The sequence below is a fragment of the Tenacibaculum maritimum NCIMB 2154 genome (assembly GCF_900119795.1).
Classification (GTDB): domain Bacteria; phylum Bacteroidota; class Bacteroidia; order Flavobacteriales; family Flavobacteriaceae; genus Polaribacter; species Polaribacter maritimus.
The window spans coordinates 760,095-779,837 of record NZ_LT634361.1; the positions used below are offsets into that span (position 1 = coordinate 760,095).

17 protein-coding genes are annotated in these 19,743 nt (G+C 31.8%); 16 read left to right on the forward strand and 1 reads right to left on the reverse strand.

Annotated features, from left to right (window positions below; translation table 11 throughout):
• Nucleotides 1–131 precede the first annotated feature (131 nt).
• The 7 genes from topA to MARIT_RS03640 all read left to right on the forward strand — a co-directional run bounded on the left by topA (nucleotide 132) and on the right by MARIT_RS03640 (nucleotide 9,576).
• Nucleotides 132–2,618 carry a type I DNA topoisomerase gene (gene topA / locus MARIT_RS03610; protein ID WP_038025549.1) on the forward strand — a complete coding sequence of 829 codons (2,487 nt, stop codon included), beginning with the start codon at nucleotides 132–134 and terminating at the stop codon, nucleotides 2,616–2,618.
• 38 nt (nucleotides 2,619–2,656) lie between these two features.
• Nucleotides 2,657–3,817, forward strand: coding sequence for a formimidoylglutamase (locus MARIT_RS03615; RefSeq protein ID WP_100210785.1), 1,161 nt, complete (start codon nucleotides 2,657–2,659; stop codon nucleotides 3,815–3,817).
• A gap of 102 nt (nucleotides 3,818–3,919) precedes the next feature.
• A complete protein-coding gene (gene porK, locus MARIT_RS03620; protein WP_024741163.1) occupies nucleotides 3,920–5,293 on the forward strand; it encodes a T9SS ring complex lipoprotein PorK/GldK in 1,374 nt (457 codons plus the stop codon).
• Nucleotides 5,294–5,332: 39 nt separating this feature from the next.
• Entirely contained in the window at nucleotides 5,333–5,983 is a 651-nt protein-coding gene (porL, locus tag MARIT_RS03625; protein WP_024741164.1) for a type IX secretion system motor protein PorL/GldL, read from the forward strand.
• Nucleotides 5,984–6,030: 47 nt separating this feature from the next.
• Nucleotides 6,031–7,569, forward strand: coding sequence for a type IX secretion system motor protein PorM/GldM (gene porM, locus MARIT_RS03630; protein ID WP_024741165.1), 1,539 nt, complete (start codon nucleotides 6,031–6,033; stop codon nucleotides 7,567–7,569).
• 20 nt (nucleotides 7,570–7,589) lie between these two features.
• Nucleotides 7,590–8,450, forward strand: coding sequence for a type IX secretion system ring subunit PorN/GldN (gene porN, locus MARIT_RS03635; protein WP_100210786.1), 861 nt, complete (start codon nucleotides 7,590–7,592; stop codon nucleotides 8,448–8,450).
• 76 nt (nucleotides 8,451–8,526) lie between these two features.
• Nucleotides 8,527–9,576, forward strand: coding sequence for an NAD(P)/FAD-dependent oxidoreductase (locus tag MARIT_RS03640; RefSeq protein ID WP_100210787.1), 1,050 nt, complete (start codon nucleotides 8,527–8,529; stop codon nucleotides 9,574–9,576).
• A gap of 213 nt (nucleotides 9,577–9,789) precedes the next feature.
• Here the strand turns inward: MARIT_RS03640 and MARIT_RS03645 are convergent, their stop codons facing one another.
• Entirely contained in the window at nucleotides 9,790–10,194 is a 405-nt protein-coding gene (locus tag MARIT_RS03645) for a DUF983 domain-containing protein (protein WP_024741168.1), read from the reverse strand.
• 123 nt (nucleotides 10,195–10,317) lie between these two features.
• On the opposite strand from MARIT_RS03645, the gene MARIT_RS03650 reads away from it, so the two are divergent.
• The 9 genes from MARIT_RS03650 to MARIT_RS03690 all read left to right on the forward strand — a co-directional run bounded on the left by MARIT_RS03650 (nucleotide 10,318) and on the right by MARIT_RS03690 (nucleotide 19,691).
• Nucleotides 10,318–12,237, forward strand: coding sequence for an ABC-F family ATP-binding cassette domain-containing protein (locus MARIT_RS03650; RefSeq protein ID WP_024741169.1), 1,920 nt, complete (start codon nucleotides 10,318–10,320; stop codon nucleotides 12,235–12,237).
• Nucleotides 12,238–12,247: 10 nt separating this feature from the next.
• Nucleotides 12,248–12,802 (forward strand): hypothetical protein, encoded by a 555-nt coding sequence (locus MARIT_RS03655; RefSeq protein ID WP_100210788.1) that lies wholly within the window; start codon nucleotides 12,248–12,250, stop codon nucleotides 12,800–12,802.
• Between the two features lie 31 nt (nucleotides 12,803–12,833).
• Entirely contained in the window at nucleotides 12,834–13,769 is a 936-nt protein-coding gene (locus tag MARIT_RS03660) for a 1-aminocyclopropane-1-carboxylate deaminase/D-cysteine desulfhydrase (RefSeq protein WP_394364685.1), read from the forward strand.
• On the forward strand, nucleotides 13,769–14,560 hold the full coding sequence (locus MARIT_RS03665) for a glucosaminidase domain-containing protein (protein WP_024741172.1): 792 nt from the start codon (nucleotides 13,769–13,771) through the stop codon (nucleotides 14,558–14,560). The genes MARIT_RS03660 and MARIT_RS03665 overlap by 1 nt, the downstream gene beginning before the upstream one ends.
• Before the next feature lie 42 nt (nucleotides 14,561–14,602).
• Complete coding sequence (locus MARIT_RS03670; RefSeq protein ID WP_024741173.1) at nucleotides 14,603–15,211, forward strand: SMI1/KNR4 family protein; 609 nt, start codon at nucleotides 14,603–14,605, stop codon at nucleotides 15,209–15,211.
• Between the two features lie 266 nt (nucleotides 15,212–15,477).
• Nucleotides 15,478–16,071, forward strand: coding sequence for a hypothetical protein (locus MARIT_RS03675; RefSeq protein ID WP_157926184.1), 594 nt, complete (start codon nucleotides 15,478–15,480; stop codon nucleotides 16,069–16,071).
• Nucleotides 16,072–16,430: 359 nt separating this feature from the next.
• Nucleotides 16,431–18,365, forward strand: a complete 1,935-nt coding sequence (locus MARIT_RS03680; RefSeq protein WP_100210790.1) for a tetratricopeptide repeat-containing sensor histidine kinase — start codon at nucleotides 16,431–16,433, stop codon at nucleotides 18,363–18,365.
• Nucleotides 18,362–19,093 (forward strand): LytR/AlgR family response regulator transcription factor, encoded by a 732-nt coding sequence (locus MARIT_RS03685; RefSeq protein WP_100210791.1) that lies wholly within the window; start codon nucleotides 18,362–18,364, stop codon nucleotides 19,091–19,093. The genes MARIT_RS03680 and MARIT_RS03685 overlap by 4 nt, the downstream gene beginning before the upstream one ends.
• Nucleotides 19,094–19,175: 82 nt before the next feature.
• A complete protein-coding gene (locus tag MARIT_RS03690) occupies nucleotides 19,176–19,691 on the forward strand; it encodes a gamma carbonic anhydrase family protein (RefSeq protein ID WP_024741829.1) in 516 nt (171 codons plus the stop codon).
• Nucleotides 19,692–19,743 lie beyond the last annotated feature (52 nt).

The following is a 19,743-nucleotide window of genomic DNA, read 5'->3' on the forward strand; positions in this document are numbered from 1 at the left end:
TTAATAGTAAATGATATATAAAATTATGGTAAAAAATCCTTTAAAAATTTTTTATAAAAAAAAAGTGGCTACTTTTGCAAAATCAAATACCCCATTAAAAAAAGTAGGTATTGTAAAGACAAAGAAACATTATGGCAAAAAACTTAGTAATCGTAGAGTCACCTGCAAAAGCAAAGACAATTGAAAAATTTTTAGGAAAAGATTTTCAAGTTGAATCGAGTTTTGGACACATTGCAGATTTACCCTCGAAGGAATTAGGCGTAGATGTAGAAGGAGATTTTTTGCCCAAGTATATTGTTTCTACTGATAAGAAAGCAGTTGTAAAAAAACTAAAAGATTTAGCAAAGAAAGCAGAAACTGTTTGGTTGGCAAGTGATGAAGATCGAGAAGGAGAGGCAATTGCTTGGCATTTAGCAGAGCAATTAAAACTAAAAGAAGATACTACAAAACGTATTGTTTTTCATGAAATTACTAAGAAAGCAATATTGAAAGCAGTTGATAATCCTAGAGATATTAATTATAATTTAGTAAATGCTCAACAAGCGCGTAGGGTTTTAGATAGGTTAGTAGGTTACGAGTTGTCACCAGTACTGTGGCGAAAAGTAAAAGGAGGTTTGTCAGCTGGTAGAGTCCAATCAGTAGCAGTTCGTTTGATTGTAGAGCGTGAACGAGAAATAGAGTGTTTTGTTCCGGTAGCATCTTACAGGGTTGATGCAGAATTTGTAAGTGCAAATGGTAAAAAATTCAAGGCTAAGTTAGGAAAGAATTTTCCAACGAAAGCAGCAGCTGCTGCTTTTTTGGATTCTTGTATAGAAGCTCAATTTACAGTAGCAGACCTACAAAAAAAGCCCGCTAAAAAATCACCAGCTCCACCTTTTACAACATCAACATTACAGCAAGAAGCTTCAAGAAAATTAGGATTTCCCGTAGCCAAAACAATGATGGTTGCTCAGCGTTTGTATGAAGCAGGGCTTATCACATATATGAGAACAGATAGTGTAAACTTATCTGATGATGCAAAGAATGCAGCGCAAACGGAAATTATTAATTCATACGGAGAAGCATATAGTAAACCACGTAATTTTTCAACAAAATCAAAGGGAGCGCAAGAAGCTCATGAGGCAATCCGTCCAACAAATATGGAGAGCCATGAAATTTCAGGAGAGTACGATCAAGCCAGACTTTATAGTTTAATTTGGAAACGTACTATTGCATCACAAATGAGTGAAGCGCAATTAGAAAGAACAGTTGTTAAAATTGATAATGATAAAAATAAAAAGCAATTTACAGCTAATGGAGAGGTGATTACTTTTGAAGGGTTTTTAAAAGTATATTTAGAAGGAACTGATAATGAAGAAGAGGAAACTGCGGGCATGCTACCAATGATGAAGGTAGATGAATTGTTGAAAAATGAGTATATAACAGCTACGGAGCGTTACACTAGGTCTAAAGGTCGTTTTACAGAGGCTTCTTTGGTAAAGCAACTGGAAGAATTAGGGATCGGTCGTCCATCTACCTATGCGCCAACCATTTCAACAATACAAAGAAGACAATACGTTGAAAAAGGCACGGTAGAAGGAAAAGAAAGACCTTATGCACAATTAATTTTAAAAGAAAATAAGGTTGACGAAAAAAAGCTAGTTGAAAAAGTAGGCTCAGATAAAGGAAAATTAGTTCCAACAGATATAGGAAATATCGTAAATGATTTTTTAGTAGCTAACTTTTCTAATATCCTAGATTTTGGATTTACAGCAAAAGTTGAATCTGATTTTGATAATATAGCAGAAGGTAAGGAAGATTGGATAAGAATGATTAAAGAGTTTTATCAAGATTTTCATCCTACAGTAGAAGACGTAGCAGCTAATGCTGAGAGAGCTAAAGGAGAGCGACTTTTAGGAGTAGATCCCGATAGTGGGAAAAACGTATATGTGCGTTTAGGCCGTTTTGGAGCGATGGTACAAATAGGAGAAGCTACAGATGAAGAAAAACCAAAGTTTGCAAGCTTACAAGGAGATCAAACAATGAACTCTATTACTTATGAGGAAGCAATGGATTTGTTTCAGTTACCAAAAACTTTAGGAACGTATGATAATTTGGAGGTAGTAGTAGCAAATGGTCGTTTTGGACCCTATATTAAGTTTGATGGGAAGTATGTTTCTTTAGACAAAGGAGAAAATCCGATGTCTGTAGATATGGATAGAGCTATTGAACTAATAGAAGCAAAACGTAAAGCAGATGCACCAATAGGTGTGTATGAAGGAATGCCTATCCAAAAAGGAGTAGGTCGTTTTGGTCCTTACATAAAATGGAATTCTATTTTTATTAATGTAAATAAAAAATATGATTTTGAGAACTTATCTAAATCAGATTTGGAGGAATTAATAGAAGATAAGAAGCGAAAAGAACGCGAGAAATTGATCCATAATTTTGAGGAAGTAGGTATTCGTGTAGAGAAGGCCCGTTGGGGACGTTTCAATGTGATAAAAGGGAAAATAAAGGTAGAGTTACCTAAAACAACTGAGATAGAGAAGATGACCCAAGAAGAGGCAGAAAAATTGATAGAAGCCAAAACGCCCAAGAAAAAAACTACTAAGAAAAAAGCAAAGAAAAAAAAATAGTTAGTATATTGCAGCAATCAATTTATTCCCCTAGATAAATGAATTTTGACTTTTTAATCCCTGTAAAAGATTCAGTGACAGTGAATAACGTGTCACAATCTTCTGCTGCCTTAGGGAGAAATATTTTTATCCATACTAAAGAAAATGGCTTCCCTGATTTGGAAGTTGTTCAGGTGGCGATACTAGGAGTTGAAGAAGGTAGAGGAGTAATAAATAACGTAGGTTGTGGTGAAAATTTGAATAAAATTCGAGAAAAATTATACGAGTTATATCTAGGAGATTGGAACCTTCAAATAGCAGATATAGGAAATATTCAAAAGGGAAACACAATCAAAGATACCTATTTTGCGGTATCAGAAATAGTGTTATCTCTTCTTAAAAAAAATATAATTCCAATTATTATAGGAGGAGGCCAAGATATCACTTACGCAAACTATAGAGCTTATGATACATTAGAGCAAACGGTAAATCTAGTAGGAGTAGATAGTCAGTTTGATTTAGGTGATTTAGAAGGAGCATTATCTTCAAAATCATTTTTAAGCAAGGTGATTATGGAAGCTCCGAATAATTTGTTTAATTATAGCAATATAGGCTATCAAACATACTTGAATCCTCAAGAGGAAATAAAATTATTAAATAATTTATTTTTTGATACCTACCGTTTAGGGATGGTGAAAAAAGTAACCTTAGTAGAGCCAATTATGAGAGATGCTGATATCGTAAGTATTGATATCAGTAGTATAAGGCAAAGTGAAGCTCCTGCAAATAATAATGCTTCCCCAAACGGATTTTATGGAGAGGAAATTTGTGCAATAGCTCGTTACGCAGGTATTAGTGATAAAGTGACCTCTTTCGGTATTTACGAGTATAATGCTAGTTTGGATAGAAATAATCAGACAGCTAGTTTAATAGCCCAAATGATCTGGTTTTTTGTTGAAGGGGTGAATTCTAGAGCTAAAGACTATCCTTATGCAACAAAAGAAAGTTACCAAAAATTTACGGTAATGTTGGATAATGATGATCCACTAAACTTCTATAAAAGCGATAAAAGTGGTCGTTGGTGGATGGAAATAAATTTAATAACGAATAATAAACATAAAAGACATGCGTTAATACCATGTGACTATCAGGATTATGAATTAGCCTTAAATCATAAAATTCCTGAAAGATGGTATAAAGCACTGCAAAAGCTTACGTAAAAGCAATTATCTTGATAAAATTAAGTTTAATGATTAGTAAAGAATTGTTTTTTAGCAAAAAAAATAATAGGTTTACGCCTCTTTTATAAGAAAGAATATAGTATGAAGAAAATAGTAGTATTTGCATTATTGGTTTCCATCGTTTACGGATGTGGTTCAAGTAACGATAGAGGAGAGTTAGTTGGAGTGAAGTCCAAAAGAAAATGGTTTGCAGAAAAACCATATGGTATGGCATTAATCCCAGGAGGGTCATTTACCATGGGTAAGCAAGATGAAGATCCTTTAGGAGCAATGAATGCCCCAACAAAAACAGTGACAGTACAGCCATTTTATATGGATGAATCTGAAATCACAAATAGTGAATATAAGAAGTTCGTTGTTTGGGTACGAGATTCTGTTACAAGAACGAAGTTGGCATACCAAGCAGAATTTGCTGCGGGAGATAATGATCCAGCTAATGTAGGAAAGAAAGCACAAGGAATTCAACGATATGCATTTGCTTCTGCTGATACGATTAATGAGTCTCCATATCAAAAATATATGAGAGAAAATTATTATGAGTTAGGAGAAGGAATAGACTCTTTGAAACCTTTAAATTGGGAGGAGAAATTAATTTGGGAAAAAGACGAGTATCCTGATGTTGATTATGTAGAAGTTATGGATTCTTTGTATATCAAGAAGGATGAGGCTTTAAACGGCATAAGAACTTTTAATACAAAACTATTAAATTACAGATACTTTTGGTTTGATAATGAACAAGCTGCGAGAACAGGAAAAAGTAGAAAAGATTTTATGAGAGATGAAGTTTTAAATATTTATCCAGATACTACTGTATGGATTAAAGATTTTAACTATTCTTATAATGATCCAATGCATCAAGAATATTTTGCTCACAAAGCATATGAGGAATACCCTGTTGTAGGAATCAATTGGTACCAAGCAAGAGCTTTTTGTCATTGGAGAACGCAAATAAAAAATACGTATCAGAGATCTAAAAAGAATCTAGGGTTGGTACCATCATTTAGGTTACCAACGGAGGCCGAGTGGGAATATGCTGCTCGTGGAGGTTTGAATTATGCAAAATATCCTTGGGGAGGGCCTAACACAACTAGTGATAGAGGTTGTTTCTTAGCAAACTTTAAACCTGTTCGTGGAGATTATGCCGCAGATGGAGCTTTATATACAATGGAAGCCGTGTCTTTCAATCCAAATGAATATGGATTGTATAATATGGCTGGTAATGTAGCTGAATGGACAAATACAGCATATAATCAAATGTCTTACTACATGGGGTCAACAATGAATCCTAACGTAGAGAATAGAGAGAATCAAAGAAAAATTATTCGAGGAGGTTCATGGAAAGATGTAGCATATTTCTTAGAAGTAGGTTCTAGAGATTGGGAGTATGCAGATACGGCAAGAAGTTATATCGGTTTCAGAACTGTTCAAGATTATTTAGGAACAAAGAAAAATTAATTCAACTTTATAATAAAATTCCCTTAAAAATTAAAAATTATGGCACAATCAAAATCAAGCAAAAAATTAATGAACATGGTTTACGGTCTGGGAGCGTCCGTAGTAATCCTTGGAGCTTTATGTAAAATACAGCACCTTTCATTCGGACCTATAACAGGAGGTATGATTCTTACGATAGGATTAATAGTAGAGGCATTGGTATTTGCAATATCTGCTTTTGAACCTGTAGATGATGAATTGGATTGGACAAAAGTGTACCCAGAATTAGCAGGTGGACAAAGTTTAGGTAATGGAGGCAAAGATGCTTCTACAGGTGATGCACAAAGCATGTTGTCACAAAAGCTTGATGATATATTAAAAGAAGCTAAATTGGATGCAGAATTAATAGGAAGCTTAGGAAGCAGTATTCAAAATTTCCAAGGAGCAGCAGAAGGCTTAACTTCAGCAACAGAAACAGTAGCATCTACCAATAAATATAATGAGCAAATGTCTTTAGCTGCAGTAAAGATGGAGTCATTAAATAGCTTGTATGAAGTACAGGTTGAAAATGCATCAAAGCAAGCAGACTTAAATTCAGCAATGGTAGAGAATTCTCAAAAATTACAAGATCAAATGGAATCTTTAGCAACAAACTTATCATCTCTTAATGGAGTTTATGGTGGTATGTTGTCAGCAATGTCAAAAAATTAATTAGTAAGTAAATAGATATTTAATAACCCTGAAAAAAACTAATTAATATGGCAGGAGGAAAACTATCTCCAAGGCAGAAAATGGTAAACTTAATGTACTTAGTGTTTATTGCAATGTTAGCAATGAACATGAGTAAGGAAGTACTGTCTGCTTTTGGATTGATGAATGGTAAACTAGTAGATTCTAACAAAAGATTAGAAGAGAAAAATGCAAGTGCTTATGACGCTTTGGCTTTAAAGGCAACTGAACAAGCCAAGCAATATGGGCCCGCAAAGGCTAAAACAGATCGAATAAAAGCCATGGCTAATAATCTTTATACTTTCATAGGTGATTTGAAAGACAAGATGATTGTTGGCATAGAAGATGTTACTGCTTTTGAATCAATGGATAAGTCTGATTTTTTAGATCAATATTTTTTTAAAGGAGGAAAAATATCTCCTAATGGAAAAGAGTTTGTTGATAAAATTAATAACTTTAGAGACCAGTCAGCTCAAATATTAGGAGGAAGCGAACTTTCTGAAATTGTCAAAATGCGTTTTTCAACAGCAGATGTAAAAGACAAAGAAGGAATTAAGAAAAATTGGTTAAAATATAATTATGAAGGTTTTCCTTTAATAGCATCTATAACAAAACTAACTCAAATTCAGGCAGATATTAGAGCTACTGAAGCAGAAGCGTTATCTTCTCTATTACAAGGAGAATTGGAAAGTGCCGTTTCGTTAAAAAATTACGAAGCAATGGTACTTTTTGAAAAGAATGCATACTACGCCGGAGAAAAATTATCTGGGAAAATCGTTTTGGGTAAAAAAGATGATAACTTAACTGCTGAAAAGGTAATTGTTAATGGTGAAGAAATTGCTGCAGATAAGATTCAAGCAGGTCAAGTAATTTTAGATGGACCAGCAGGGTCTGTAGGTGATAAAGAATTAAAAGGAGAGTTCCAATTTATGGAAAATGACTCTTTAGTAACAATTCCTATAAAGGGGTCTTACGCTGTAATTCCAAAACCAAACGAGGCTGTAATTTCTGCAGACAAAATGAATGTGGTATATAAAGGGTTAACGAATCCGTTAACAATTTCTATCCCTGGAATTCCTTCGCATAAAGTAGTAGCTTCTGCTCCTGGTTTAACAAGAACTAAAGGTAGTAGTTACGTAATGAGACCAACAGGAAAAGGAGGTAGTAATGTTACGATTAGAGTATCAGGAAAGTTACCTGACGGAACACCTGTAAGCTCAAATAAAAAGTTTAGAATAAAAGATATTCCACCAGCAGTAGGAATGGTAAGAGGGCAGTATGGAGTTGTTAAAATGCCTAAAGCTAGTTTAGGAAGAACTTCGGTAGCCGCTGGATTGCCAGACTTTTTATTCGATTTAAAATTAAATATAAGTAGCTTTAAAGTTAAGGTACCAGGGCAAGTAACTGTTTCAGTTAATGGAACCAAGTTTAATAGTAGAGCTAAACAAGCTTTAAGCAAGGCAAGAAGGGGTGATCAAATTGTGATTTTTGATATTAAAGCAAATGTATCGGGATCTTCTTACCAAATTAAAAAGGTATTGCCTGTAAGTATAGAAATTACAAATTAATAGAAAAATAATAGTAAAGTATGGATTGGAAGCGTTTTTACATAGTGTTATTTGTGTTTGCTGCTACAAGTGTTGCAAATGCCCAAGCTAACCTTTTAAATGCTGTAAAAGCAGATGATATAGGTAAAATAACGGAGGCTCAAAAATCTATTGAAGATGATAAACCATTACCTTATGGTTATATTAGTGATAGAGATGTATTATGGTCTAAAGTAGTATGGGAATACATAGATATAAACCAAAAAATAAACTTGCCTTATTATTATCCAATTGATACGACTAGTACTTCTAACAGAAGACGATCGTTGTTTGATACTTTGTTAAGAGGAATTAATTCAGGTAAAATAACAGAAATTTATACAGATTCTTATTTTACAACGAAAACAACTCCAGAAGAGATTAAAAAAGTGGTTTATAACGAACGTCAGAATGGTGATTATACAGATACATATTCAATTCAATCTGCAGATATTAAAGGATATTTATTAAAAGGACTTTGGTATTTTGATAAGCGTCAGGGGGAACTAAAGTACAGATTGTTGGCAATAGCTCCTATGGGGCCAGATGTTCAAACTATTGGTATAGATGAAATAGATGACAAAGATAGTGTATATGAATTGTTTTGGGTATTTTATCCAGATGCAAGAGATGAGCTACATAAATCTAAAGTATTTAATTCAGAAAACTCAGCGCAACCTATCTCTTATGACAATTTGTTAAATGCTCGTAGATTTAATTCTACGATTGTTAGAGAGGAAAACTTATATGGTGATAGAAAAATTAAAGATTATATTAGAGGAAATTCTTTATTCCAGTTATTAGAAGCTGATAGAATTAAAGAAGGAATTCGTGATAGAGAAATGGATATGTGGAATTATTAATTTAATTGATATATAAAAAGAAAAAGCGTTTGCAATTTGCAAGCGCTTTTTCTTTTTAAAGAAGTATTTTTGAAAAATGAATGTAGATTATATTATTGTTGGCTTAGGTTTAGCAGGATTAGCTTTTACAGAGAAATTGATTGAGCATAAGAAGTCTTTTGTAGTTTATGAAGATCATTCTCAAACCTCATCTTTAGTAGCGGGAGGAGTATATAACCCTGTTGTTTTAAAAAGATTTACACCTGTTTGGAATGGACATGAGCAGCTAGCCTTGGCAATTCCATTTTACAAAAAAATAGCCAATAAATTCAAAGAGAAACTAGATACTCCACTGGTAACTAGAAAAGCTTTTAAATCAATTGAGGATGAAAATAATTGGTTTGTAGCTACTGATAAGCCAGTATTATCTCTATATATGAAACCAACAATATTGCATGAAAAAGTAGCAGGAGTAATAGCTGATTTTGGTTTTGGGGAGCTAAAAGGGACAGGAAGAATAGATACCAAAAAGCTGGTGTCATTATATAGAGCTTATCTTAAAGAAAGAAAAGAAATTTACTTTGAAAAGTTTAATTATGAAGAGATACGTTTTCTAGAAAAGGAGGTGATTTATAAGGGAGTTAAAGCAAAATATATTGTTTTTTGTGAAGGGTTTGGAATCAAAAACAATCCTTATTTTAAAGATTTACCGTTAAAAGAAGCTAAAGGGGAGTTGATAACAATACATGCACCAGCATTAAATATAGATTTTCTTTTAAAATCGGCATTATTTGTATTACCTCTAGGGAATCATCATTATAAGGTAGGTGCAACGTTTAATTGGAAGGATAAGACATCAAAAGTATCAGAGGTAGGAAGAGAAGAGTTGGTGGAAAAATTGAAGAAGGTGATTACGGTTCCATATACGATTGTAGATCAAACGGCAGGAATAAGACCTACTGTAAAAGATAGAAGGCCTTTGGTAGGAGTTCATGAGAAGCATACACAATTAGCCGTTTTAAATGGATTAGGAACTCGTGGAGTAATGATTGCCCCAACAGTGGCTAACAGTTTGTTTCAGCATCTAGAAAAAAAAGAGGAGTTAAGCAAGGATATCGATATTAAAAGGTTTTTAAGCAAAATATAAAGGGAGTTGACTAGGCTCTAAGTAGCACTATTTCTTTTGCGATGAAGTCGAAGAAGTTATGATGAGCGGAGTCGAAAACCTTGGATTTTAAAAGAATTTCAACTCCGCCAAATGTAGTATTAGTGAGTGATACTAGCTATTATTTGAAATAACCTAAAAAAAAGGAGTGTTTAGAAGGTAGTTTCAATTAATAAATAGTATTAAGTCAAATTGCTAGATGACTTTTTCTTTTGAGCTGGTTTTTAAATATTTCTCATCATAGGAAACAAACATATTGATCCAAATAATCCTAGATAAACGAAGTGTTACAGGAATAAGAAGAAATAGTACTAATAAAATAAAAGCAAAAGTTTGCAATAAGCTTAAATTGATGAAAATTTTACCAATGATGAATGCAGCAACTGAAATAGCTACTGTTAATGCATAATTGACATACATAGCCCCATAAAAAAAAGAGGGCTCCATCATATTTTTTAAATCGCATGTAGGACAATGATCATGTATTTGAGTAATTTTCTTTGGATTAAAAGTAAAACCATATCTGAAAAAACTTCCTTCATGACACCTAGGGCATTTTGTTTTGAAAATGCTATATAGTTTAGAACCTTTTTTGAACATATTCTTCTGTGTGTAAATGGGTTTTGGTACGCTGTTTTTTGTAAGTTTGTGCAAAAATCGGCAAAAGCAAAAACAAGTGACGTAACATTAGTTACAAAGTTAAATTAAATAGAAAGAATTTATATGTTAAACGTACATAATTTATCAGTTTCATTTATGGGATCTGATTTATTTTCGGGAATCACTTTTAAGTTGAATAAAGGAGATAGAATAGGATTGATTGGTAAGAATGGAGCAGGGAAATCTACTTTATTAAAAGTACTATCAAAAGATATCGAAAGTAGTGGAGGTACCATGGCATTTGATAAAGATGTACGTATAGGGTTTTTGCGTCAAGATATAGATTTTGTGGCGGGTAGAACCATCTTAGAAGAAGCCTATCAAGCTTTTGAAGAAATTAAAGAAATTGAATTAAAACTCGATGAAATTAATGAAGAACTAGGAAAGAGAACAGATTACGAAAGCAATTCATATGCTGAGTTAATTGAAAGTTTAACGGATTTAACAGAACGCTATGAATTATTAGGAGGCTATAACTATCAGGGAGATACGGAGAAGATTTTACAAGGGTTAGGTTTTCAACGAGAAGATTTTGATAAACTTACAGATACTTTTTCTGGAGGATGGCGTATGCGTATAGAGCTAGCAAAGTTGTTATTACAAGAGAATGATATATTGCTATTAGATGAGCCAACAAACCATCTAGATATAGAATCAATCATTTGGTTGGAAAATTTTTTAAAGAATTATTCAGGAGCAATTGTACTGGTTTCTCATGATAAAATGTTTTTAGATAATGTTACTAACAGAACAATAGAAATATCTTTAGGGCAAATTTATGATTATAAGAAGCCATATTCTCAGTTTTTAAAGTTGAGGGCTGAAATAAAAGAAAAACAACTTCAAGCGCAGAAGAATCAAGAAAAAGAAATTCAGCATACGCAGAAGTTGATTGAAAAGTTCAGGGCTAAAGCAAATAAAGCATCCATGGCACAGTCTTTAATAAAAAAATTGGATAAGGTAGAACGTATAGAGGTGGATGGAGACGATAATGCAACAATGAATGTACGTTTTACTGTTTCTAAAGAACCAGGGAAAATAATTGTAGAAGCTGAAAATTTAAGTAAAAGTTATGGAGACAAACAGGTTTTAGAAAATGTAGATTTATTGATTGAAAGAAATAGTAAGATTGCTTTTGTAGGTCAAAATGGGCAAGGAAAATCAACCCTAGCAAAAATGATGGTAGGAGATGTTTCTTTTAAAGGGGATTTAAAACTAGGACATAATGTAGAAATAGGATATTTTGCTCAAAATCAATCAGAACATTTGCCTCCAGAAAAAACAGTATTAGAAATCATGGAAGATGCAGCTACAGATACTAATAGAATGAAGGTAAGAGATATGTTAGGAGCATTTTTATTTGGAGGGGATGCAGTAGATAAAAAAGCAAAAGTGCTATCAGGAGGTGAGCGTAATCGTTTGGCACTGTGTAAGCTACTTCTATCTCCGTTTAATGTATTAATAATGGATGAGCCTACTAACCATTTAGATATTGCTTCTAAAAATGTATTGAAACAAGCCCTTCAAAATTTTGATGGAACACTAATTATAGTTTCTCATGATCGTGATTTTTTACAAGGATTAACAAAAACTGTTTATGGGTTTAAAGACAAGGTTATTAAAGAGTATTTAGGTGATATTGATTACTTTTTAGAACAACATAAAATGGAAAGCTTGCGAGAAGCAGAAAAAAGAACAGTTGTGAAAGAAGAAAAAGAAACCTCTAAAAAGGAAGCATATCTATTATCGAGAGAAGAAGAAAAAGAGTTGAAAAAATTAAAAAATAGATTGGGTAAAATAGAAACCGAAATTTCTGACTTGGAAGCCGAAATAGAAAAAATAGATTTGGAACTTGCTCAGAATTATGATGAAGTTGCTGCTCGACCAAACTTCTTCGAAAAATACAAAGCAAAGAAGTCAAAAGTAGATCAATTGATGGAGGAGTGGGAGTTGGTAGAGGAAAAGGTGTCAAACTATAAATAAAACTAATTGGATGAAGAATTTCATATCATTATTTTTTGTACTTGCTCTGTGCTCTTGCGATTCTAATGAAGAAGCAATTGTAAATGCTGAAAATATTGAATTAGTAACGGGTATTGAACTGATTAATACTTTAGGAATATCAGAAGGAAAGCTAGGGAATCCAAATACATTAACAAAAGTGAGGGCTGTTGGAGGAGAGGAATCAACAATGTCTGAAATAGAAAGTGAAAAAATATGGGTATATCCAATTCCAACAAGAAATTTGTTATCAATAAGAGGAAAAAGCGATATTAAAAACATATGGATTTTAGAAGGGGTTCTTGCTGTTGATTTTTTAAATATTAATTTTAAAAGATTATTAAAATCGAGTTTATATCCTGAAGCAGCAATTAAGAAAAAAGCGATCTATTCATTTAGAGCAAAGGGTACTAGGAAGTTCAATATTGATATGAGTAACCACAAATCAGGATATTATAGAATATTCATCCAGTTAGAAAATGGTGATATTTATTGGGTTAATACTTATGTAGGAGAACTTTCAGAAATCATAAACCATTGGGAATAATAAATAAGGTATTCGAAAATTAGTAAGGATGATGTCAAAGGTGAATTTAAACGTTAAAAATGAGCAAATAAAGAGTTTGGTACTAGATGCCAAAGAAATTAATTTGTTTATAAAAAGAGAAGATAAGATTCACCCGTTAGTGTCAGGAAATAAATATAGAAAGCTTAAATACAATATAGCGGCAGCAAAAAACACACATAAAGATACCTTATTAACTTTTGGAGGAGCTTTTTCTAATCATATTGTAGCAACTGCTGTTGCAGGAAAATTGTCAGGACTCAAAACTATCGGAGTCATTCGAGGAGATGAATTGGGAACAAACTTAGAAAAAACATTAAACGAAAATAAAACACTTAAAGAAGCTTATGATAATGGAATGAAATTCTATTTTATTTCAAGAGCTAGGTATCGAGAAAAAAGGAGCGCTGATTTTTTAAAAGAATTAAAAAATAAATTTGGAGATTTTTATTTGATCCCAGAGGGAGGTACAAACGAATTAGCAGTAAAAGGTTGCCAAGAAATATTAACAGAAGAAGATGTGAAATTCGATTATATTTGCTGCGCTGTTGGTACAGGAGGAACAATTTCTGGGATAATTAATTCCGTAAAAAAACATCAAAAAGTAATAGGGTTTCCTGCATTAAAAGGAGATTTCTTAAGAGAAGAAATAGCAGTATATATAAAGAATGAACAAAATTGGAGTTTGCAAACAGCGTATCACTTTGGAGGATATGGTAAATATAATGATGCGTTAATTCAATTTATAAATGAATTTAATAAAGAAACGCATATATTATTAGATCCGATTTATACAGGTAAAATGGTATTTGGAATTATGGATTTAATTGAACAAAATCAATTCCCTAAAAAAAGTAATATACTACTCATTCACACAGGAGGTTTGCAAGGAATTCATGGAGTCAATAAGCAATTACAAAGAAAAAATAAAGAAAAAATAATTATTTAATGAAGGTAAAATCTATTTTAATTATTCTGGTCATTTTATTAATAGTTACAAGTTGTAGTACTAGAAGAAGCATCGTTAGGGCATCAAAAACGAAAATTGTTTTGAAAAACACCAATGAACAAAAAACTACAATACCACAAATAACACCTATTAAAAAAGTTCATAAAACAAATGCCAACCACACATTAAGTTATATACAAAAATTTGCTCCAATAGCAGTTAAAGAAATGCATGAATATAAAATACCAGCAAGTATTACATTGGCGCAAGGAGTTTTAGAATCAGGAAGTGGTAGGAGTCCCTTAGCAATACGATCAAATAACCATTTTGGAATAAAATGTCATAAAGGATGGGAAGGTAAGAGAGTAACGCATGATGATGATGAGATCGGAGAGTGCTTTAGGAAATATAAGTACCCAGAAACATCTTATGAAGATCATTCTAAATTTTTGGTAGGAAGAAAACGATATGCAAAATTATTTAAGTTAAGACTTACAGATTATAAAGGATGGGCATATGGATTAAGAAGAGCGGGGTATGCCACCGATAAAAGATACCCGCAAAAGCTAATTCATATTATTAACAAGTATGAATTATATAAGTATGATAAGGTAAAAAAGAAAAGAACAAATACTTCCCAACATAAAACAGCCTTATATCATATTGTAAAGAAAGGAGAAACGCTTTATGGAATAGCAAGAATGTACAATACAAGTGTAGAGAAATTGAAATTGCTTAATAAACTAAATGACGCAACTATTAGCATTGAACAAGAGTTGATTATTAAATAATAAAAAGAATACTTGTTTTTTTCGGTTTGAAAGTAAATGAAGATGAAAAAGACATTAAAATGGATTGCTGACTTTTTAAATATTGATCTTTTATCGGAGGAAAAAGATCAATATTTTGAAGTTGAAAGAATAAAGGAGGAATTTAGCCAAGAATTGCCCGAAGAATTGAGGGTATATATTCAATATGTTGCCCCATTAAATGATTTTTATTTTGACACAGTTGGAAACCCAATGAGACTTTATAGTATTCAGAACTTAAAAAAAATGCAAGATGGGTACAACTACAATACAGTTCAACAAAAGCCAATTGAAGGATGGCCAGAAAATTATTTTATAATTGCTGATGAAGGAGGTGATCCGGTGGTTATAGACCTAGAGTCAGGCACTACAAAGATGAAACAATTGATTCATGGTTCAGAAAGTTGGGCGTATGGTACAACAATAGCAGGCAGTATTGAGCAGTTTTTATTATGTAATTCAGCACTACATTATACCTTAAATGAATTTGAAGAAGAAGTAGTTATAGATGATGAAAATGGTTTTTGTTTGGCTCCGAAAGCGGCTGAGTGGTATTTCAAGAATATGAAAGTTTGGGCAGGAAGTTATTATGAGCAATGGTGTACGATTTTTGACAATTGTTATACTCCATGACAGAAAGTGTAAAAGTTGCTAAAATTCGTATTCGAAACTCAGTTCATAACAAAAACAGCAGTATCATAATATTTTTTAGTGAATATTTGTTAATTTAGTATGTTTTAAAAAGAAAAGAAGTTTCGTATAGGTTATAGAGTTTAAAAATCTCTTTGGAAGGAGATAATTATATTGTAAATACGATCATTCAATATTTATTCGTTTTGCTAGCGAAAATAATCGAAAAACATCTAAGAATAAAGGGAGTGTCCTGTAATGTCTAAAAAATGAAAAGAAATCATAAAATAATTATACTCGTGTTTTTAAATTTAATATTGATATCAGCTACTAAAGAGCCAGCACCAAAAGATTTTCTTTCTGTAGGAAAGAAAATCGAATTTAATCAAGAAGAGTTCGAGCTCAAATGGAGCTCTCATCCATCTCCCGAGTACTATAAACAAGAGTATTTGAGGAAAGATGATAAGCTACCTCAATATAAAAAAATGATGATGGTAGAAGCTGTAAAAGCAACCCTTTCTGTAGCTGAAGTAGTTCATGGAAAACTTTTCGAATTAGAAAATAGAAAAAAAGAAGATCCAGTAGTAAATTATCAAAAGTTTGAAAATAAGCAAAAGGGAGAAATCATGATTGATTTTATGTTAAGTGATGGGCAGGGTACTTACGAATGGAATATTTATCGTTACCAAAATCAAAAAAATGAATCGGGAAATTACGTAGTTTTATATGCCTATTCCTATAGGGAGTATGCATCGAACAAGGAAACTGTAATTCAATTTTTTGAAGAAATCAAAAAGATGAGGATGGGTTTAATTGGTAAGATGGGAAATATGAAAATTCCAAATGTTATGACAAACGAGTAGTCATTTTTTTTGAGTTTAATAATAGATGTGCATGGCAAATCTTATAGAATAATAAAAGAGAGGCCGCTTTTCAAATCGAATATTTCTTTAAGAAAAGAACTTGTTGTATAGGGGGGAGATAAGACGGAGTTAGAAGAATCTTTCTAAAAAAAATAGGAATGAGTAAATAGGTCTTTTCAATACGTAAAAACGACTATTGGTTTTGTTAGGAAGGAAACTTCACCAAAAAAAAGGGTTTTGTAGAGAAGACTTATTTTTTTGAAAGAAATTTTGTTGTTAAGTTTACAAAAAGAACTCGTTGAGAAAAACTTTCTACCTTTGAAGATACTAAGAATTTGTTTAAGGAGAATTAAAAGAATATGAATCGATTTATATGCAAACTTTTTTTATTAATGTTTATTCCTGTAACTCCTATGTTTTCACAGGACGAATTAATAAGTAGTGAGGAGGAGATGTATGTAAATACTTACCAAAGGTTTATAGATTCAGTTGAATTTTATAAGAATAATAATCTAGAGAAAAGTTTACACTTTATAGAAAAGTCTTTAGAAAGCAACCCTAAAAAACAACAGGTAGCAAAAGCGTATAGTTTGTTGGGAGAGGTCTATATGAATTGGAAACAATATGATTTAGCAGAAGATAGCTATCAATTGTCATTAAAAGTAATGAGAAATGAAAAGGTATTGTTTCTTAAAGGGAAATCTCTTTATCTACAAAAAAAATATGATGAAAGTATAGCAGTGCTTCTTCAGTTGGAAATAGAAAAATTAAGTGATTATGAAAAAACACTTAGATTGGAACTTTTAGGGAGTAATTATTTGGGAAAAGGTACATATACCAAAGCAGAAATTCAGTTTAAAAAAGCACTTGAAAAGGCAGAAGCGTATGGTATAGTATCTAAAATAACCGATATAAACTCAGCACTAGCTAATTTGTATGCAAAAAGAGGAGAAGCTACAAAAGCCAATACGTTTTATAATAATTCTTTGAAATTAGCAACAAGTGAAAATAAAAAGAGAGCATTGAAAGAAAAGGAAAAAGTAGCAGATTATTTGAATTCTTCTAATAGATACGATGAAGAAATAGAATTGCGTAAAGAGACGCTAGAAGAAGTGGAAAGTAAAAAAGCTCTTTTAAAAGATTTGAAAACAGAGCGTGATTCGATATCTACTCAAAAAATTAACTATAAAATAGGTCGCGCCTATGCTTTGAAAGAAGAGTATAATAGTGCTATTTCCTATTTAAAAAAGAGTAAAACAGATGCCTATAGAAAAAAGGATTTAATTATAGAAAAAGATGCTACTCGCAAACTTTCGGAGATTTATGCAACGGTTGGAGACTATACGAAGGCACTAAAATCTTATGAAAATTATGTGCAGTTGGTAGATAAATCCTATATAAAAAAAGAGCAAGAGATTCATCGATCTAAGCAATTAAGTCAAAAAAACTTGGAAAACCTAAATAGGATTCTAAGTTTAGAAAAAGATCGAGAATTGACGGAAATTAAAATAAACTTAGCTTATAAAGATCAAGAATTGTCAAAAGAAAATAGTAAGAAACAAAAAATGGCCATCTATTCATTAATAGTAGGGATATTGTTACTTTCAGGAATTATATATTTATTTTATAGAAATATAAAGCAGCAAAAAATAGCAAATAACTTATTAGCTTTAAAGTCAATGCGGTCTCAAATGAATCCTCATTTTATATTCAATGCATTAAATTCTGTAAATAATTTTATTGCGTTAAATGATGAGAGAAGTGCCAATCGGTATTTGTCTGACTTTTCAAAATTAATGAGGTCAGTTTTAGAAAATTCAGAGGAAGATTTTATACCATTGTCTAAAGAAATAGCCTTATTAAGGCTATATGTAAAATTAGAACATGATCGTTTTAAAGATAAATTTGAGTATTCATTATTTATAGATGAAAAAATACAGCAAGATCAGTATTTAATACCACCAATGTTGTTACAACCTTATATAGAAAATGCTATATGGCATGGGTTACGTTATAAAAAAAGCAAAGGGTTGTTAGAGGTTTCAATGAAGCAACAAAAAGAAGGGTACGTAGAAATTGTAATTAAAGATGATGGAGTAGGAAGAGAGAAATCAACCGCATTAAAAACAAAAAACCAACTCAAGCAAAAATCAAAAGGAATGAGTACTATAAAAAAAAGGATTACTATTTTAAATGAAATGTATCAAGATGTAATTGATGTAAAAGTAGCAGACCTTTTTAAAAATGGAGAAGGCACCGAAATCAAAGTTATACTAAAGAAAAAAAGAATATGAAATTACACGCCATAATTGTGGAAGATGAAGAAGTTAGCCGTCAGATACTTAAAAATTATATAAAAAAGTATTGTCCTAATATAAAAGTACTAGGGGAAGCGGGTACTATTGAAGAGGCATATAATTTAATTCAGCAAAACACATTAGATTTGGTATTTTTAGATGTAGAAATGCCTTATGGAAATGCCTTCGATTTATTGGAAAAATTGGAAAACCGAACATTTGAAACTATTTTTGTAACAGCATATGACCATTATGCAATAGAAGCGTTGAATAATAATGCATCATATTATTTATTAAAACCTATTTCTATAGACGATTTAATTAAAGCTGTTAATATAGTTACAGAGATTTGCGAAAAAGAACATCAATTAAAAGCTGAAATTCTAGCACCTCAAAAGGAATGTATAAAAGGAAAGATTACATTGCCACAACAAGATGGTTTTGAAGTACTAGATGTAAATGAGATTCTGTTTTGTAAGGCAGATGATAATTATACCGAAATTTATACGAAAGAAAAGAAAAAGTTAGTTAGTAAAACATTAAAATATTTTGAAGAAGCATTAAAAGATTACCCATTTGTTAGAGTACATAAATCTTACTTGGTTAATGTAAACACGATTACAAAATATAAAAAAGGCAAAGGAGGAAGTGTATTATTATCTAATGGCCAAGAAATAACCGTATCTTCTTCTAAAAAAGCAAAACTATTATCTTATTTTACGTAAATTTTTATAGGAGTATAGATTGAAGATACGTTGAATTTTAGAAATAAATCCAAAACAATAATTTGTTAAAATTATAAAACCAATGAAAGTAATAAAGGAAGTAAGAGGAAAATACCCTCAAATACCAGAAGATTGCTATATCGCAGAAAATGCAACAATAGTAGGAGAAGTAGCTATGGGCAAACAGTGTAGTGTTTGGTTTAATGCGGTAATTCGTGGAGATGTACATTATATCAGAATAGGAGATAAAGTAAACATTCAAGACGGAGCAGTAATTCATGCAACCTATCAAAAATCGCCAACTACAATAGGTAATAACGTATCTATAGGGCATAATGCTATCGTACATGGATGTACAATACAAGATAATGTGTTAATAGGAATGGGAAGTATTGTAATGGATGATTGTATTATTGAAAGTAATTCAATTATTGCAGCAGGAGCCGTAGTAACTAAAAACACTCATGTTAAAAGTGGTAGTATTTATGCAGGAGTACCAGCTAAAAAGGTAAAAGATATTTCGCAAGAGCTTATTTCAGGAGAAATAGATAGAATTTCTGAGAACTATGTAAAATACTCGAGCTGGTTTAAAGAATAATGATAAAAAAAACCCGATGCTGCTGTTGCAGGATCGAGTTTAAAAACCAAAA

Coding starts and splice junctions, on each gene's coding strand:
- MARIT_RS03640 (WP_100210787.1), top strand. CDS start 8,527: ATGAATGTAGATTATATTATTGTTGGCTTAGGTTTAGCAGGATTAGCT.
- MARIT_RS03655 (WP_100210788.1), top strand. CDS start 12,248: ATGAAGAATTTCATATCATTATTTTTTGTACTTGCTCTGTGCTCTTGC.
- MARIT_RS03670 (WP_024741173.1), top strand. CDS start 14,603: ATGAAAAAGACATTAAAATGGATTGCTGACTTTTTAAATATTGATCTT.
- topA (WP_038025549.1), top strand. CDS start 132: ATGGCAAAAAACTTAGTAATCGTAGAGTCACCTGCAAAAGCAAAGACA.
- MARIT_RS03685 (WP_100210791.1), top strand. CDS start 18,362: ATGAAATTACACGCCATAATTGTGGAAGATGAAGAAGTTAGCCGTCAG.
- porM (WP_024741165.1), top strand. CDS start 6,031: ATGGCAGGAGGAAAACTATCTCCAAGGCAGAAAATGGTAAACTTAATG.
- MARIT_RS03645 (WP_024741168.1), bottom strand. CDS start 10,194: ATGTTCAAAAAAGGTTCTAAACTATATAGCATTTTCAAAACAAAATGC.
- MARIT_RS03675 (WP_157926184.1), top strand. CDS start 15,478: ATGAAAAGAAATCATAAAATAATTATACTCGTGTTTTTAAATTTAATA.
- MARIT_RS03680 (WP_100210790.1), top strand. CDS start 16,431: ATGAATCGATTTATATGCAAACTTTTTTTATTAATGTTTATTCCTGTA.
- MARIT_RS03615 (WP_100210785.1), top strand. CDS start 2,657: ATGAATTTTGACTTTTTAATCCCTGTAAAAGATTCAGTGACAGTGAAT.
- MARIT_RS03650 (WP_024741169.1), top strand. CDS start 10,318: ATGTTAAACGTACATAATTTATCAGTTTCATTTATGGGATCTGATTTA.
- porN (WP_100210786.1), top strand. CDS start 7,590: ATGGATTGGAAGCGTTTTTACATAGTGTTATTTGTGTTTGCTGCTACA.
- porL (WP_024741164.1), top strand. CDS start 5,333: ATGGCACAATCAAAATCAAGCAAAAAATTAATGAACATGGTTTACGGT.
- porK (WP_024741163.1), top strand. CDS start 3,920: ATGAAGAAAATAGTAGTATTTGCATTATTGGTTTCCATCGTTTACGGA.
- MARIT_RS03690 (WP_024741829.1), top strand. CDS start 19,176: ATGAAAGTAATAAAGGAAGTAAGAGGAAAATACCCTCAAATACCAGAA.
- MARIT_RS03665 (WP_024741172.1), top strand. CDS start 13,769: ATGAAGGTAAAATCTATTTTAATTATTCTGGTCATTTTATTAATAGTT.
- MARIT_RS03660 (WP_394364685.1), top strand. CDS start 12,834: ATGTCAAAGGTGAATTTAAACGTTAAAAATGAGCAAATAAAGAGTTTG.